This window comes from Actinomadura graeca (assembly GCF_019175365.1).
GTDB classification, from domain to species: Bacteria; Actinomycetota; Actinomycetes; order Streptosporangiales; family Streptosporangiaceae; genus Spirillospora; species Spirillospora graeca.
In genome coordinates, this window is record NZ_CP059572.1 from 8,751,763 (window position 1) to 8,769,996 (window position 18,234).

Below are 18,234 nucleotides of genomic sequence, written 5' to 3' on the forward strand. Positions count from 1 at the left end.
ATGCGCCATGGCGAATGAAGAGAAGCTGGTCGACTACCTCAAGCGCACCGCCGCCGACCTGCACGAGACGCGCCGGCGCCTGCGCGAGGCGGAGGAGCGGCACGCCGAGCCGGTGGCCGTGGTCGGCATCGCCTGCCGTTTCCCCGGCGGGGTCGGCTCGCCCGAGGCGCTGTGGCGGCTGGTGGCCGCCGGCGGCGACGCCATCACCGGGTTCCCCGCCGACCGCGGCTGGGACCTGGACGCCCTCTACCACCCGGACCCCGCGCAGCCGTGGACCAGCTACGTCCGCGAGGGCGGCTTCGTGACCGACGCGGACAAGTTCGACGCCGGGTTCTTCGGGATCAGCCCGCGCGAGGCGCTCGCCATGGACCCCCAGCAGCGGCAGATGCTGGAGGTGTCCTGGGAGCTGTTCGAGAGGGCCGGGATCGACCCGGTCACGCTGAAGGGCAGCCGGACCGGCGTGTACGCGGGCGTGTCCAGCGAGGACTACATGTCGGGGCTGCCGCGCGTCCCCGAGGGTTTCGAGGGGCACGCCACCACCGGCAACCTCGCCAGCGTCGTGTCGGGCCGCGTGGCGTACACGTTCGGCCTGGAGGGGCCGGCGGTGACGGTGGACACCGCCTGCTCGGCGTCGCTCGTGGCCGTCCACCTGGCGTCGCAGGCGCTGCGGCAGGACGACTGCTCGCTGGCGGTCGCGGGCGGGGTGCTGATCCTGTCCTCCCCGCTCATGTTCACCGAGTTCTCCCGTCAGCGCGGCCTGGCCCCCGACGGCCGCTGCAAGCCGTTCGCGGCGGCGGCGGACGGCACCGGCTTCTCCGAGGGCGTCGGGCTGCTGCTGCTGGAACGGCTGTCGGACGCGCGCCGCAAGGGCCGCCGCGTCCTGGCGCTGATCCGCGGCTCGGCGATCAACCAGGACGGCGCCAGCAACGGCCTGACCGCCCCCAACGACGCCGCGCAGGAGAGCGTGATCCGCCGCGCGCTGGCCAACGCCCGGCTCGCGGCGGCCGAGGTGGACGCGGTGGAGGCGCACGGCACCGGCACCCGGCTGGGCGACCCGATCGAGGCGCAGGCGCTGCTGGCGACCTACGGGCGGGACCGCCCGGCGGACCGGCCGCTGCGGCTGGGCTCGGTCAAGTCCAGCATCGGGCACACCCACGCGACCGCGGGGGTGGCCGGCCTCATCAGCATGATCATGGCGATGCGGCACGAGACGCTGCCCGCCACCCTGCACATCGACGAGCCGACCCCGCACGTGGACTGGTCCACGGGCTCCGTCCGGCTGCTCACCGAGGCCGTCCCCTGGCCGCGCGGCGACCGCCCGCGCCGCGCCGGGGTGTCGTCGTTCGGCATCTCGGGCACGAACGCGCACCTGATCGTGGAGGAGGCCCCCGCGGACCCGGACGCCGCCGCGGGCGCGGGCTCCGCGCAGGCCGGAGCGGGGCGGGCGGTGACACCGTGGGTGGTGACGGCCCGCGGCGCCGAGGCGCTGCGTGCCCAGGCCGCGCGGCTCGGCGGGTTCCTCGCGGACGGGCCGCCCGGCACGGACACCGAGGTGGGGTGGTCGCTGGCGACGACCCGCTCGGTGTTCGGGCACCGCGCCGTGATCGTGGGCGGCGGGGCGGAGGAGCTGAGGGCGGGCCTGGACGCGGTGGCGTCCGGCGGCCCGCACCCGGCGGTGGTGTCGGGCGAGGCGCGCCCGGCGGAGGCGGGGCCGGTGCTGGTGTTCCCCGGCCAGGGGTCGCAGTGGCCGGCCATGGGCGCGCGGCTGCTGGAGGAGTCGCCGGTGTTCGCCGGGCGGATCGCCGACTGTGAGCGGGCCCTGGCACCGCACGTCGACTGGTCCCTGGAAGCGGTCCTGCGCGGCGGCGGTGAGGAACTCGCCCGTGTGGACGTGGTGCAACCGGCGTTGTGGGCGGTGATGGTGTCGCTCGCCGCCGTCTGGGCCGGGCACGGCGTCGAGCCCGCCGCGGTCGTCGGCCACAGCCAGGGCGAGATCGCCGCGGCCTGCGTCGCCGGGGCGCTGTCGGTCGAGGACGCCGCCGCGATCGTCGCCGTGCGGAGCCGCGCACTGCGGCGGCTCTCCGGCGGCGGCGCGATGGCGTCCCTGGGGATCTCCGAAGAGGAGGCCCGGCACCTGCTGGACGGGTCGGGGGACGTGGTCGTCGCGGCGGTGAACGGCCCCTCGTCCACCGTGGTCTCCGGGCCGCCCGGCCGGGTCGCCGCCGTCGTGGCCGCCGTCCGGGAGCGGGGCGGGCGGGCGCGGACCGTCGACGTCGACTACGCCTCCCACGGCCCGCAGGTCGACCGGATCACCGGCGGGCTGACCGAGGCCCTCGCCGGGATCGCGCCGGCCGGCGGCGGGACGGCGTTCTACTCCACCGTCACCGGCACCCGGATCGACGCCGCCGACCTGGACACCGGCTACTGGGTGGCGAACCTGCGGCGCCCGGTCAGGTTCGCCGACGCGATCGGCGCCCTCCTCGGCGCGGGCCACCGCGTCTTCATCGAGGCCAGCCCGCATCCGGTGCTGACGGTCGGGATGGAGGAGTGCTTCGACCAGGCGGGGGTCCCGGCCGCCGCCGTCCCGACCCTGCGCCGGGACGAGGGCGGCCTCACCCGGATCGCGCTCTCGCTCGGCGAGGCGTTCGCCGCTGGCGCCTCGGTGGACTGGGCCTCGTGGTTCCCGTCCGACCCGGCGCCCCGGACCGTCGATCTGCCCACCTACGCGTTCCAGCGGGAGCGGTACTGGCTGGCCGACCGGGGCCCGGGGCAGACGGGCACGGGCTCGGGGCATCCGCTGCTGCCGGCCTCCGTGGCGATGGCCGACGGCGGCCGCATGCTGACCGGCCGCCTCGGTGCCGCCGACGCCCCCTGGACGGCGCAGCACGTCGTCGCGGGGACGGCCCTGCTGCCCGGCGCCGCCCTCGCGGAATGGGTCCTGCGCGCCGCCGACGAGGCCGGCTGCGGAACGGTGGAGGAACTGCTCCTCCACGAGCCTTTGGCGCTCCCCGAATCGGGTTCCCTGCACGTCCAGGTGCTCGTCGGCGCCGCCGGCGCCGACGGCGGACGTGAGGCGCGGGTCTACTCCAGCCCCGACGCCGACGCGGCCGACTGGGCGTGCCACGCCACCGGAAGGCTCGCTCCGGGCCCGTCCGCGCCACCCGCCGAAGAGACGCCCGCATGGCCGCCCCCGGGTGCCGAGCCGGTCGATCTGGACGGCTTCTACGAGCGCGTGGCCGACGACGGCTACGAGTACGGCCCGGCGTTCCGCGGGCTGCGCGCGGCGTGGCGGCGCGGCCGGGACCTGTTCGGCGAGGTGACGCTCCCGGACGAGGCCGGTGACGGCGGCGGCTTCGGCGTCCATCCGGCGCTGCTGGACGCGGCGCTGCACCCGCTCCTGCTCCACGGCGCGCTCGACGGCGGGCGCCTGTGGCTCCCGTTCTCCTGGTCCGGGGTGTCGCTGCACGCCACCGGGGCCCGCACCGTCAGAGTCGCCCTCTCACCACACGGTGAGCACCCCGACCAGGGGGTGCGGGTCGCGCTCGCCGACACGGCGGGCGCGCCGGTGCTCACCGTGGAGTCGGTGGTGTTCCGCCCGGCGGACGCCGAGCGGCTGCGGCGCGTCCCTGACGGCCTGTTCACGCTGGAGTGGACGCCGCTGCCGGAGCCCGCGGCCCTCCCGGCGGACGTACCGGACGTCGCCGTCGAGCACGTGGACACGGACGGCGGCGGTGGCCCGGAGGCGTCGGAACGGGTCCTCGCCGTGCTCCAGGACCGGCTGTCGGAGGACCGGCCCGCCGGATCCCGGCTGGCGCTGGTGACCCGGGGCGCCGTCGCGTCCGACATCCCCGACCTCGGCGGCGCCGGGGTGTGGGGCCTGGTGCGAAGCGCCCAGTCGGAGAACCCGGGCCGGTTCATCCTGCTGGACGTCGAGGACGACCGCGACATCCCCCTCGGGCTGCGATGGTCGGTGGCCGCGGACGAGCCACAGGTCGCCGTCCGCGGCGGCCGCGTCCTCGTCCCGCGCTGGACCCGCGCGGCGGCCTCGCGGGAGCTGTCGGCCCCGGCCGGGGAGCGCGCGTGGCGCGTGGCCGCCGGGACGGACGCGACCCTTGAGGCCGTCAGCGTGGTGCCGTGCCCGGAGGCGCTGGAACCCCTCGGCCCCGGCCAGGTGCGCGTCGCGGTGCACGCCGCCGGGATCAACTTCCGGGACACGCTCATCGCGCTCGGCATGTACCCGGACGCGGAGGCGCCCATCGGCAACGAGGGCGCCGGGGTGGTCCTCGAAGCCGGGCCCGGCGTCACCGGCCTTGTGCCGGGCGACCGTGTCATGGGCGTGTTCGACGGCGCATTCGGCCCGGTCGCGATCGCCGACGCGCGGACGCTGGCCCAGATCCCGGACGGCTGGGACGCCCGGCAGGCGGCGACGGTCCCGGTCGCCTACCTGACCGCCTGGTACGCCCTCGCGGAGCTGGGTGGTCTGCGTGCCGGTGAGTCGGTGCTGGTGCATGCGGCGACCGGTGGTGTGGGGATGGCGGCGGTGCGGATCGCCCGGTATCTGGGGGCGGAGGTGTATGCGACGGCGGGTCCTGGCAAGCAGGGCGTGCTGGAGGAGATGGGCATCGACGCCGCGCACCGTGCGTCGTCGCGGGATCTGGATTTCGAGGGCGGGTTCCGTGCTGCGACGGGCGGGCGTGGTGTGGATGTGGTGCTGAACAGCCTGGCGGGTGAGTTCACCGATGCGTCGTTGCGGCTGCTGGCGGACGGCGGCCGGTTCGTCGAGATGGGCAAGACCGACCTGCGCGACCCGGCGCGGATCGCCGCGGACCACCCCGGGGTCTCCTACACGGCGTTCGATCTGCTCGCCGACGCCGGGCCCGACCGGATCGCCGCGACTTTCGCGACGCTCTCGGGCCTGTTCGCCGACGGGACGCTGGGGCCGCTGCCGCTGCGGGCGTGGCCGCTCGGCCGGGCGCGGGACGCGCTGCGGCTCATGAGCCGGGCCGGGCACACCGGCAAGCTCGTCCTGGACGTGCCCGCGCCGCTGGACCCCGGCGGCACCGTCCTCATCACCGGCGGCACCGGGACGATCGGCGCGGCCGTGGCCGAGCACCTGGTGCGGACGCGGCAGGTCACGCGCCTGGTCCTGGCGGGACGCCGGGGACCGGACGCCCCGGGCGCGGCGGAACTGGCCGCGCGGCTGGCCGGCCTCGGCGCCGAGGCCAGGATCGTCGCCGCGGACGTCTCCGACGGGGACGCTGTGCGGGACCTGGTCGCCGGGATCGATCCGGCGCACCCGCTCACCGGCGTCGTCCACGCCGCCGGGACCCTCGACGACGCGCTGGTCACCTCGGCGGGACCGGGCTGGCTGCCGCGGGTGTGGGCCGGCAAGGCCGGCGCGGCGCGGCACCTGCACGAGGCGACGGCCGGTATGCGGCTCGGCCTGTTCGTGCTCTTCTCCTCGTTCGCCTCCACGCTCGGCACGCCCGGGCAGGGCAACTACGCGGCGGCCAACGCCTACCTCGACGCCCTCGCGGCCCGCCGCCGCGCCGCCGGGCTGCCGGGGCTGGCGCTGGCGTGGGGCCTGTGGGCGGACGGCAGCGGCCTGACCGGGAACCTGGCCGGCACCGACCTGGCGCGCATCGGCCGCTACGGCATCGGCCCCACGCCCGCCGGGGAGGGGCTGGCGCTGCTGGAGGCCGCGCGCCGCCACGGGGACCCCGCGCTGCTCGCCCTGACGTTCGACGCCCGGGCGCTGGCGGGCCGTCCCCCGCGGACCTGCCCGTGCCGCTGCGCGCCCTGGCCGCCCCCGGCGGCCGCGCCGTCCGCCGGGCGGCTGACACGGCCGCCGCGGGCGCGGCGGGCGGCGGTCCCGGCGACTGGGCCGCGCGGCTCTCCGGCATGGCCCCGCCCGGCCGGCGCAGGGCGCTGCTCGACCTCGTCCGCACGCACGCCGCCGCCGTGCTCGGCCACGCCGACCCCGCGAGGGTGGGCGCCGGAGCCTCGTTCAAGGAACTCGGCTTCGACTCCCTCACCGGCGTCGAGCTGCGCAACAGGCTCGCCGCCGCCACCGGCCTGCGGCTGCACGCGGCGCTCGTCTTCGACCACCCCGACGCCTCCCTGCTCGCCGGGCACCTGCTGGAGCAGCTCGCGCCCGGCGGCGAGGCGGCCCCGGCCGCGGACGCCACCGTCCCGGTCCTGGACGACCTGGCCCGCCTGGAGAACACCCTCACCGACGCCGCGCGTCCGGACAGGGGCCTGGACGCCGACGTGGTCACGGCGCGGCTGGAGGCGCTGCTGGCCCGGTGGAAGGCGGCGCGCGCACCGTCCGCCGACGGCGTGGACGACGCCATGGACGACGCCGCGGACCGGCTGCGCACGGCCGACGCGGGCCAGATCCTCGACTTCATCGACAACGAGCTGGGCGTGTGATCGCGGATGGGCAACGAGACGGTCAACGAAGAGACGCTGGTCGACTACCTGCGGCGTGTCACCGCCGACCTGCACGACACCCGGCGGCGGCTGCGCGAGGCCGAGGAGCGGCACGCCGAGCCGGTGGCCGTGGTGGAGATGGCGTGCCGGTTCCCGGGCGGCGTCCGCACCCCGGAGGACCTGTGGGACCTCGTGGACTCCGGCGGCGACGCGATGGGCCCGTTCCCCGGCGACCGCGGCTGGGACCTGGACCGCCTGTTCCACCCCGACCCCGCCCACCCCGGCACCAGCGTGGCCCGTGAGGGCGGCTTCCTGTACGACGCGGACCTGTTCGACCCCGAGTTCTTCGGGATCAGCCCCCGCGAGACCCGGGTGCTCGACCCCCAGCAGCGCCTGCTGCTGGAGGTGGCGTGGGAGCTGCTGGAACGGGCGGGCATCGACCCCGTCACGCTCAAGGGCAGCCGGACCGGCGTGTACGCCGGGGCCGCCCTCCCCGGCTTCGGCACCCCCCACGCCGACCGGGCCGCCGAGGGCCACCTGGTCACCGGTAACGCGCCCAGCGTCCTGTCCGGCCGCCTGTCGTACACGCTCGGGCTGGAGGGCCCGGCCGTGACGATCGACACGGCGTGCTCGTCGTCGCTGGCGGCGATCCACCTCGCGTGCCACGCGCTGCGGCAGGGCGAGTGCACGCTGGCGCTCGCGGGCGGCGTGACCGTGATGGCCGTCCCGAACGTGTTCACCGAGTTCTCCCGCCAGCGCGGCCTCGCGCCCGACGGGCGGTGCAAGGCGTTCTCCGCGTCCGCCGACGGCACCGGCTTCTCCGAGGGCGTCGGCCTGGTGCTGCTGGAGCGCCTGTCGGACGCGCGCCGCAACGGGCACCGGGTGCTGGCGGTCGTCCGCGGCTCGGCGCTCAACCAGGACGGCGCGAGCAACGGCCTCACCGCGCCCAGCGGGGCGTCGCAGCGGCGCGTGATCCGCCAGGCCCTCGACGCGGCGCGGCTGTCGCCGTCCGACGTGGACGCCGTGGAGGCGCACGGCACCGGCACCCGGCTGGGCGACCCGATCGAGGCGCGGGCGCTGCTGGACGTCTACGGCGCGGACCGCGCGCCCGGCCGGCCGCTGTGGCTGGGGTCGGTCAAGTCGAACATCGGGCACACCCAGGGCGCCGCGGGCGTGGCCGGCCTGATGAAGATGGTCATGGCGATGCGGCACGGGCGGCTGCCCGCCACCCTCCACGCCGCCGAGCCGACCCCGCACGTCGACTGGGACGCCGGGGCGGTGCGGCTGCTCACCGGCCCGGTCGCGTGGCCGCGCGGCGCCCGCCCCCGCCGGACCGGCGTGTCGTCGTTCGGCATCTCCGGCACCAACGCCCACCTGATCCTGGAGGAGCCGCCCGGCGCGGACCCCGGGGAACGGGCGGAGGAACCGGCCGCCGGGCCGGTGCCCTGGGTGCTGTCGGCGCGCACGCCCAAGGCGCTCGACGCCCAGGCCGCCGCGCTCACCGCGCATCTCGACGCGCACCCGGACCTGCCCGTCGCGGACGTCGGCTGGTCGCTCGCGAGGACCAGGACGGCGTTCGAGCACCGCGCGGTGATCCTCGGCTCCGGACGCGGGGACCTGCGCGCCGGACTGGACGCGCTGGCCGGCGGCCGCGACCATCCCGGCCTGACACGCGCCGCGGGCCCGGCGCGACCCGGCGGCACCGCGTTCATGTTCACCGGGCAGGGCAGCCAGCGACCCGGCATGGGCCGCGGGCTCCACGAGCGCTACGCGGCGTTCGCGGAGGCGTTCGACGAGGCGTGCGCGCACCTGGACCCGCTGCTCGGACGCTCCGTCCGCGACCTGGTGTTCGAGCCCGCCGACGCCGCCGACCTCGACCGGACCGGCGTGACCCAGGCCGCGCTGTTCGCGGTCGAGGTCGCGCTGTTCCGGCTGGCCGGGGCGTTCGGGCTCGTCCCCGGCCATCTCACCGGCCACTCCGTCGGCGAGATCGCCGCCGCGCACGCCGCGGGCGTGATGTCGCTGCCCGACGCGTGCGCGCTCGTCGCCGCGCGCGGGCGGCTGATGGAGGCGCTGCCGCCCGGCGGGGCGATGGCCGCCGTCCAGGCCGCCGAGGACGAGGTCGTCCCGCTGCTCGCCGAGACCGGCGGCCGCGCCTCGCTCGCCGCCGTGAACGGGCCCGCGGCCGTCGTCGTGACCGGTGACGAGGACGCCGTCGGGCAGATCGCGGACCGGCTGCGGGACCGGGGGCGCAGGACGCGGCGGCTCCGCGTCAGCCACGCCTTCCACTCCCACCTCCTGGAGCCGATGCTCGACGACTTCCGCGAGGTCGCCCGGAGCCTGTCCTACGAGGCGCCCCGCATCCCCGTCATCTCCAACCTCACCGGGCGGACGGCCGAAGCCGCGCGGCTCACCGACCCCGAGTACTGGGTGCGGCACGTCCGCGAGCCGGTGCGGTTCCACGACGGCCTGCGCGCCCTCCACGGCGAGGGCGTCGTCCGCTACCTCGAACTCGGCCCCGACCCCGTCCTCACCGCCATCGCGCAGGACGCCCTCGCGGCCGGAGAGGACGGACCCGCCCCGGACGGCGCGCCGATCTTCGCCGCCGCACTGCGGCGGGACCACGACGAGGCCCGCACCTTCCTGGCCGCCGTGGCGGCCCTGCACGTCGACGGCGCCGAGGCCGACCTCGCCGCCGCGCTGCCCGAGGGCGCCGGGATGGTCCCGCTGCCCACCTACCGGTTCCAGCGGCGCCGCTACTGGCGGCCCGTCCCGGACGGGGCCGGGGTGAACGCCTCCGGTGTCCGGCCCGCCGGCCACCCGCTGCTCCAGGCCACCGTCGAACCCGCCACGGGTGAGCTCCTGCTCACCGGCCGGTTGTCGCGGCGTGCCCACGGCTGGCTGGCCGACCACGCCGTCGCCGACGCCGTCCCCCTGCCCGGCACCGCCTTCCTGGAGGTCGCCCTGGCCGCCGCGGAGCGGGCCGGCTGCGACCTGATCGAGGACCTGACGCTGGAGACGCCGCTGCCGCTGCCCGAAACCGGCGCCGCCGACATCCAGGTCGCGGTGGCGGTACCGGACGAGAACGGACGGCGCGCGGTCACGGTCTACTCCCGTCCCGCCGCCGACGGCGAATCCGGCGACGCGCCGGCCTGGCGCCGGCACGCCGCCGGGACCTTCGCCGAGACGACCGGCGCCCCCGCTCCGCAGGCGGCGCCGTCCGCCGCCTGGCCGCCGCCCGGCGCCGTGGAAATCGACGTCGAGGCCATGTACGACCGCCTCGCCGACCAGGGCTACCGCTACGGCCCCGCCTTCCGCTGCGTGCGGTCCGCGTGGCGCCTCGGGGACGAGGTCGTCATGGACGTGGCGCTCGCACCGGAGCAGCGCGAGGACGCGGCCGGGTACGGGATCCACCCGGCCCTGCTCGACGGCGCGCTCCACGTGATCGGGGAGCTGCGCGAGGACGACGACCGGACGGTGCGGCTGCCGTTCTCGTTCAGCGGCGTGCGGCTGCACGCGGCGGGCCCGTCCCGGCTGCGCGCCCGCCTCACGCCCGGCGACGCCGGGACCTTCGGGCTGGCGCTGGGCGGCGAGGACGGCGCACCGGCGCTCACCATCGACGCACTGGGCCTCCGGACGGTCTCCGCCGAGCGGTGGCGCTCCGCCCAGGCGATCACCGGCGACTCCCTCTACCGGGTGGAATGGCGGCCGCTCGCCGCGCGGGCGGGGCACGCGCCGGAGGAAGGCCCGTCCCCGGACGAGGACGACATCGAGATCCTGCGGTGCCCGCGCGGCCAAGACGACGGCGGCGTGCCCGCGCAGGCGCGCGCCGCCCTCCACCGGACGCTCGCCCTCCTCCAGGACCGGCTGTCCGGTGAGCCGTCCGGCGGCGGGCACGGCGGCCGCTTCGCGATCGTGACCGCGGGAGCGGTCGCCGCCGCCGACGGCGACCCGCCCGCCGACCTCGCCACCGCGCCCATCTGGGGCCTGGTGCGCGCCGCGCAGGCCGAGCACCCCGGCCGGATCCTCCTCGTCGACACCGACGAGGACGACGTCCCCCGCGACGTCCTGCGGGACCTCGTCACCGAGGCCGAGCCACAGGCCGTGGTGCGCGGCGGGACCGTCCTCGTGCCGAGACTGGTGCGCGTGCCCGCGGAGGCCGACACCGCTGCGCCCGCGCTGGACCCGGACGGCACCGTCCTCATCGTCGGCGGCACCGGGGCGCTCGGCCGCCTCGTCGCCCGGCACCTCGTGGCGCGGCACGGCGCGCGGCACCTGCTGCTGACCGGCCGCCGAGGCGGCGACCCCGGCCTGGACGACCTGGACGCCGACGTCCGTGTCGCCGCCTGCGACGTCACCGACCCCGGCGCGCTGGAGGCGCTCCTCGCCTCCGTTCCCGACGAGCACCCCCTGACCGCCGTCGTCCACGCCGCCGGGATCATCGACGACGGCGTGGTCACCGCGCTGACCCCCGGGCGGCTCGACGCCGTCCTGGCGTCCAAGCTGGACGGGGCCTGGAACCTGCACCGGCTGACCCGCGACCACGACCTCGCGGCGTTCGTGCTGTTCTCCTCCGCCGTGTCCGTCTTCGGCGGTGGCGGCCAGGGCAACTACGCGGCGGCCAACACCTTTCTCAACACCTTGGCCGAGCACCGCCGCGCCGCGGGCCTCCCGGGCACCGCGCTCGCCTGGGGCCTGTGGGAGACGTCCGGCGGCATGGCCGCCGGGCTGGAGGACGCCGACCTGGCCCGGATCACCCGCTCCGGCGTCGCCGCGCTCCCGGACCAGGAGGCGCTCGCCCTCCTCGACGCCGCGCTCACCGGCCCGCACCCCGTCCTCGTGCCCGTCCGGCTCGACCGCGCCTCGCTGCGCGAGCAAGCCGCCGCGGGCACATTGCCCCCGGTGCTGCGCGGCCAGGTCCGCACCCCCGCGCGCGGCCCCGCCGCCACGTCGCTGCCCGGACGCCTCGCCGGGCTGCCCCCCGCCGAGCAGGACCGGATCATCGGCGGAGTCGTGCGCGACCAGGTCGCCACCGTCCTCGCGCACCCCGAACCGGAGACCCTCGACCTGGCACGCGCGTTCAACGACCTCGGATTCGACTCGCTGACCGCACTGGAACTGCGCAACAGGCTCAACGCGGCGACCGGGGTCAGCCTGCCCAGTACGGTCGTCTTCGACCACCCCACCCCCGGTGCCCTCATCCGGCTCCTGCGCACCCGCCTCACCGGCGAGGCCGCGGCCCGGCCGTCCCCGGCCGTGGCGCGCACCGCGGCCGACGCCGACGAGCCGATCGCGATCATCGGGATGGCCTGCCGTTATCCGGGCGGTGTCGCCTCGCCCGAGGACCTGTGGGAGCTCGTCGCCTCGGGACGGGACGCGATAGGCGGGTTCCCCGCGGGCCGCGGCTGGGACCTGGCCGGCCTCTACGACCCCGACCCCGAAAGGGAAGGCCACAGTTACACCCGCGAAGGCGGTTTCCTGTACGACGCCGACCGGTTCGATGCGGAATTCTTCGGGATCAGCCCGCGCGAGGCGCTGGCGATGGATCCGCAGCAGCGGCTGCTGCTGGAGACCGCCTGGCAGGCGTTCGAACGCGCGGGTATCGACCCCGCGGACCTCCGCGGCACCCCCACCGCGGTGATCACCGGCGTCATGTACGACGACTACGGCTCCCGCTTCCTCGGCCGCATCCCCAAGGGCGTCGAGGGCCGGCTCATGCCCGGCAGCACGCCCAGCGTCGCGTCCGGCCGCGTGGCGTACACGTTCGGTCTGGAGGGTCCGGCGTTGACGGTGGACACGGCGTGTTCGTCGTCGCTGGTGGCGATCCATCTGGCGTGCCGGTCGCTGCGGCAGGGCGAATCCACCCTCGCCCTCGCGGGCGGCGTGACCGTCATGTCCACCCCCAACACCTTCGTGGAGTTCTCGCGTCAGGGCGGGTTGGCGGTGGATGGGCGGTGCAAGGCGTTCGCGGCGGGTGCGGATGGGACGGGGTGGTCGGAGGGTGTGGGTCTGGTGTTGCTGGAGCGGTTGTCGGACGCGCGTCGCAACGGTCATCGGGTGCTGGCGGTCGTCCGCGGCTCGGCGGTGAACCAGGACGGCGCGAGCAACGGCCTCACGGCCCCGAACGGACTCGCTCAGGGACGCGTGATCGGCGCCGCACTGGCCGCCGCGGGCCTGCCGCCCAGCGAGGTGGACGCGGTGGAGGCCCATGGGACGGGGACGAGGCTGGGCGACCCGATCGAGGCGCAGGCGTTGCTGGCGGCCTATGGACAGGGCCGCGGGGATGGTGGCCCGTTGTGGCTGGGGTCGGTGAAGTCCAACATCGGGCATGCGCAGGCTGCTGCGGGTGTGGCGGGTGTGATCAAGATGGTGATGGCGATGCGGCACGGGACGCTGCCTGCGTCGTTGCACATCGATGAGCCGTCTCCGCATGTGGATTGGAACGCGGGTGCGGTGCGGCTGCTGACAGAGCCCGTGGAGTGGCGCGGGGACGGTCGTCCCCGCCGCGCGGGCGTCTCCTCGTTCGGCTTCTCAGGGACCAACGCCCACGTGATCATCGAGCAGCCCGCCGAGGAGGCCCCCTCACCGGAGCCCTCCGTCCCCGAACCCGCCGAGGGCGTCATGCCCTGGGTCCTCACGGCGCGCAGCGACGAGGCACTGCGCGACCAGGCAAGACGCCTGGGCGACTACGTCGACGGCGCCGACGACGTCACGGCCGCCCAGATCGGGTGGTCGTTGGTGTCGGCGCGTTCGGTGTTTGAGCATCGTGCGGTGGTGGTGGGTGGGTGGGATGTGTTGTGCGGGGGTGTTGCTGGGTTGGGTGGGGGTGGTGTGGGGGGTTCGGTGGTGTCGGGTCGTGTGCTGGCCGGTGCCGGTGCCGGTGCCGGTGCCGGTGCCGGTGGTGGTGGTGGTGTGGTGTTGGTGTTTGGGGGTCAGGGTTCGCAGTGGGTGGGGATGGGTGCGGGGTTGCTGGGGTCGTCGGCGGTGTTTGCGGGGCGTGTGGGTGAGTGTGAGCGGGCGTTGGCGCCGTACGTGGATTGGTCGTTGTCGGAGGTGTTGCGGGGTGGGGTGAGTGCGGCCGATCTGGGGCGGGTGGATGTGGTGCAGCCGGTGTTGTGGGCGGTGATGGTGTCGTTGGCTGCGGTGTGGGAGGGGTTCGGGGTGCGGCCTGCGGCGGTGGTGGGTCACAGCCAGGGTGAGATCGCCGCGGCGTGCGTGGCGGGCGCATTGTCCCTGGAGGACGCCGCCCGTGTGGTGGCTGTTCGCAGCAAGGCTTTGCGGCGGTTGTCGGGCCGGGGCGCGATGGCGTCGCTCGGGGTCTCGCGGGAAGAGGCCACTGCGCTGATCTCCCGGCTGGGCGACCGCGCGGACGGTGTGGTGGTCGCCGGGATCAACGGGCCGTCGTCGACGGTGGTGTCGGGGCCGCCGGATGAGGTGCGGTCGGTGGTGGCGGCTGTGCGTGGCGGGGGGTGGCGGGCGCGGCTGGTGGATGTGGATTATGCCTCGCATGGTCCGCAGGTGGATGAGATCACCGGTGGGCTGCTGCGGGACCTGGGCGGGATCCGGCCTTTGCCAACCGGTGTGGGGTTTGTGTCGTCGGTTACCGGTGGCCGTTTTGATCCCGGTGGTTTGGATGCGGGTTATTGGGTGAGCAACCTTCGCGAGCCGGTTCGGTTCGCCGAGGCGATCGAGGCTCTGCTGGCCGAGGGGCACCGGGTGTTCATTGAATCCAGCCCACACCCGGTGCTCACGGTCGGCATGAGCGAGTGCTTCGAGCGGGCCGGGGTGACCGCGGCCGCCGTGCCCACGCTGCGCCGTGACGAGGGTGATCTGACCCGGGTGGGGTTGTCGCTGGCCGAGGCGTTCGTGGCGGGCGCCGATGTGGACTGGCGGCCCTGGTTCCCCGCCGGCCCGCGCCCGGAGACGGTCGATCTCCCGACCTATGCCTTCCAACGCCGGCGGTTCTGGCTCACCGGGGAGAGCGGGGCACCGGACGTCGCGGACCTCGGGCTGGACCCGACCGGCCACCCCGTCCTCGGGGCCGCCATGCGGCACGCCGACGGCGACGGGCACGTGCTCACGGGACGTGTCACGCGGCAGCGGCCGGCCTGGCTGACCGACCATGTCGTCCTCGGCAGCGTGCCGGTCCCGGGGGCGGCGCAACTCGAATGGGTGCTGCGGGCGGCGGACGAGAGCGGCTGCGCCGCCGTGGAGGAACTCGTCCTCCAGACGCCCCTGGTGGTGCCCGAGCAGGGCGGCCTGAGCGTTCAGGTGGTGGTCGGGGAGCCCGGTGAAGACGGCCGCCGCGACGTGGGCGTCTACTCGCGCGCCGCCGCGGGCTGGACGCGGCACGCGACCGGCATCCTCAGCGCGTCGCCGATCGGCGCCACACCGGACGGTAATGATGGGGCCCCGGACTCCGCGTGGCCGCCTCCGGGAGCCGAGCCGGTCGGCGTCGACGGCTTCTACGAGCGCACCGAGGCGGCGGGCTACGGGTACGGGCCCGCGTTCCAGGGGCTCCGCGCGGTGTGGCGGGACGGCCGGGACGTGCTCGCCGAGATCGAGCTGCCCGAGCAGGTGGAGGACCGCGACGGGTACGGCGTCCATCCGGTGCTGGTGGACGCCGCGCTGCACGCCCTGCTGCTGATCGGCCGGTTCGGCGACGGGCGGGCCTGGCTTCCGTTCACGTGGAACGGGGTGACCCTGCACGCGGTGGGGGCCACGTCGGTCCGCGTCCGGCTGTCTCCACTCGGCGAAGGACTCGACCAGGGCGTCCGGATGACCATCACCGATCCGCTCGGTGCTCCGGTGCTGGAGGTGGAGTCCGTCGTGCTCCGCCAGGCGGACGCCGAGCGGCTCAGGGCCGCCGGGGAACGCCCGGCGGACGGTCTCTACGTCGTGGAATGGACGGAGGTTCCCGCGCCCGCCGACGGTGCGGGCGTCCCGCCGGACACCCGCGGCTGGGCGGTGCTGGGCGCGGCGCCGGACGGTTGGGGCCTGACCGCCCACGCGGATCTGGGCGCCCTCGTCACGGCGCTCGAAGCCGGCGCCGCGCCACCCTCGCTCGTCTTCGCCGAGGCCGGGCCGCAGGACGGCGACGCCGGGCTCGCGGTGGTCGAGACGGTCCTGGAGCTGCTGCGCGGCTGGCTGGGCGAGCCGCGGCTCGCCGACGCCACGCTGGTGGTCCTGACCAGGGGAGCGGTGTCGGCCGAGGGCGACGCGGACCCGTCCGGCGCAGGAGTGTGGGGCCTGGTCCGCAGCGCCCAGTCCGAGCATCCCGGCCGCTTCGTCCTCCTCGACCTGGACCCCCGGCCGGGGGCCGTGCCGGAGGAGGCCGCCGCCGCGGTGGCCAGGGCCCTGGACGCCGACGAGCCGCAGGCCGCGCTGCGTGACGGCGCCTTGCTGGTGCCGCGCTGGGCGCCCGCGGGACCGCCGGCGGAGCTGACGGCGCCCGCCGGGGAGTCCGCCTGGCGGCTGGCCGCCGCCGGGACGGCGACCCTGGAGAACGTGTCGCCCGTGCCGTGCCCGGAGGCGCTGGAACCCCTCGGCCCCGGCCAGGTGCGCGTCGCCGTGCACGCCGCCGGAGTCAACTTCCGGGACGTGCTGATCGCGCTCGGGATGTACCCGGACGACGGCGTGTTCGCGGGCAGCGAGGGCGCCGGGACGGTCCTCGACGCCGGGCCCGGCGTGACCGGCCTCGCGGCGGGGGACCTGGTGATGGGCCTGTTCGAGGGTGCGTTCGGCACCGTCGCGGTGGCGGACGCCCGGATGGTGGTGCCGGTGCCGCCCGGATGGACCCCGCGGATGGCGGCCGGCGTCCCCGTGGCGTACCTGACGGCGTGGTACGGGCTGGTCGACCTGGGTGGTCTGCGTGCCGGTGAGTCGGTGCTGGTGCATGCGGCGACCGGTGGTGTGGGGATGGCGGCGGTGCGGATCGCCCGGTATCTGGGGGCGGAGGTGTATGCGACGGCGGGTCCTGGCAAGCAGGGCGTGCTGGAGGAGATGGGCATCGACGCCGCGCACCGTGCGTCGTCGCGGGATCTGGATTTCGAGGGCGGGTTCCGTGGTGCGACGGGCGGGCGTGGTGTGGATGTGGTGCTGAACAGCCTGGCGGGTGAGTTCACCGATGCGTCGTTGCGGCTGCTGGCGGACGGCGGCCGGTTCGTCGAGATGGGCAAGACCGACCTGCGCGACCCGGCGCGGATCGCCGAGGACCGTCCGGGAGTGCGGTACCGCTCGTTCGACCTGGTCGGCGACGCCGGGCCCGAACGGGTCGGCGAGATGCTCACGACACTGACGGGCCTCTTCCGTGACGGGACGCTGGCCCCCCTCCCGGTGGAGCCGTGGCCCCTGGGCCGGGCCCGCGAGGCGCTGCGGCACATGAGCCAGGCCCGGCACACCGGCAAGCTCGTCCTGGACGTGCCCGCGCCGCTGGACCCCGACGGCACCGTGCTCATCACCGGCGGCACCGGCACCCTCGGCGGCCTGGTCGCCGAGCACCTGGTGCGCACCTGGAACGTCAGGCGGCTGCTGCTGGCCGGGCGCCGCGGCCCCGCCGCCCCCGGCGCGGCGGAACTGGCCTCCCGGCTGGAGGCGCTCGGCGCGGACGTGACCATCGCCGCCGTCGACGTCACCGACGCGGCGGCCGTGACCGCCGCGGTCGCCGGGATCGACCCGGCGCACCCGCTGACCGGCGTGGTGCACGCCGCCGGCGTCCTGGACGACGCGACGGTCGCCTCGCTCACCCCCGGGCGGCTCGCCCCCGTCTGGGCGGCGAAGGCGGCGGCCGCCGCGAACCTGCACGCCGCGACCGCGGACCTGCGCCTCGGCCTGTTCGTGATCTTCTCGTCGGCGGCCGCCGCGGCGGGCAGCCCGGGGCAGGGCGGCTACGCCGCCGCCAACGCCTACTGCGACGCGCTGGCCGCCCGCCGCCGCGCCGCCGGGCTGGCGGGGCAGTCGATCGGATGGGGGCTGTGGGCGTCGGCGAGCGCGATGACCGGGCACCTGACCGAGGGCGACCTGTCCCGGATGGGCCGCACCGGGTTCACCCCGCTCGGCGACGAGCGCGGGCTCGCGCTGCTGGACGCGGCCCGCCGGGACGGCCGGCCGCACCTGCTGGCCGTGGACCTCGACGCCCGCGTCCTCGCCTCCGGCCCGCCCGGCACCGTCCCCGCGCCGCTGCGCGCCCTCGCCGCCGCGCACGGCCCAGGCCGGTCCCGGGCGTCCGCCGCCGCGGCGGGGGAGCGGCCCGGCGGCCTGGCCGGACGGCTGGCCGGGCTGCCCCCCGCCGAACAGGAGCGGGTGCTGCTGGCACTGGTGCGGACGCACGCGGCGACCGTCCTCGGGCACTCCGGCCCGGCCGCGGTCAGCGCCGGGACGCCCTTCAAGGACCTGGGCTTCGACTCGCTGACGGCCGTCGAGCTGCGCAACCGGCTCGCCGCGGCGACCGGGCTGCGCCTGCCGCCCGCGCTGGTGTTCGACTACCCGGAGGCGACCGTCCTGGCCGCCCACCTGCGGCGGGAGCTGGCACCCGGCGGGGAGGCGCCGGCGCCCGGCGACGCCGCCGACCCGCTGCTCAGCGACCTCGGAAGGATCGAGGGCGCCCTGACCGCGCTCCCCGTCGAGGGGGACGCGCGCGAGAGGGTCGCGCGGCGTCTCACCGCGCTGCTGGCCACGCTCGACGCCGACGCCGGGGCGACCGGCGACGGCCTCCTCGACGGCGCGTCCGACGAGGAGATGTTCGAGTTCATCGACCGCGAACTGTGACCCGCTCGAACGGAAGTGAGGACTGATGCCGGGTAC

At 76.4% G+C, this 18,234-nt stretch carries 2 protein-coding genes and 1 pseudogene; all 3 read left to right on the plus strand.

What is annotated here, in order from left to right:
* Nucleotides 1-7: 7 nt before the first annotated feature.
* Nucleotides 8-5,536 (plus strand): annotated as a pseudogene (locus AGRA3207_RS38890) (beta-ketoacyl synthase N-terminal-like domain-containing protein); the annotation flags it as partial.
* A gap of 365 nt (nt 5,537-5,901) precedes the next feature.
* Entirely contained in the window at nt 5,902-6,432 is a 531-nt protein-coding gene (locus AGRA3207_RS40445) for an acyl carrier protein (RefSeq protein ID WP_420830932.1), read from the plus strand.
* Nucleotides 6,433-6,438: 6 nt separating this feature from the next.
* On the plus strand, nt 6,439-18,198 hold the full coding sequence (locus tag AGRA3207_RS38895) for a type I polyketide synthase (protein ID WP_231332357.1): 11,760 nt from the start codon (nt 6,439-6,441) through the stop codon (nt 18,196-18,198).
* Nucleotides 18,199-18,234 lie beyond the last annotated feature (36 nt).

Bases quoted from the DNA above. Each gene is read 5' to 3' on its own strand.
- AGRA3207_RS40445 (WP_420830932.1), top strand. From the start codon at position 5,902: ATGGCCCCGCCCGGCCGGCGCAGGGCGCTGCTCGACCTCGTCCGCACG.
- AGRA3207_RS38895 (WP_231332357.1), top strand. From the start codon at position 6,439: ATGGGCAACGAGACGGTCAACGAAGAGACGCTGGTCGACTACCTGCGG.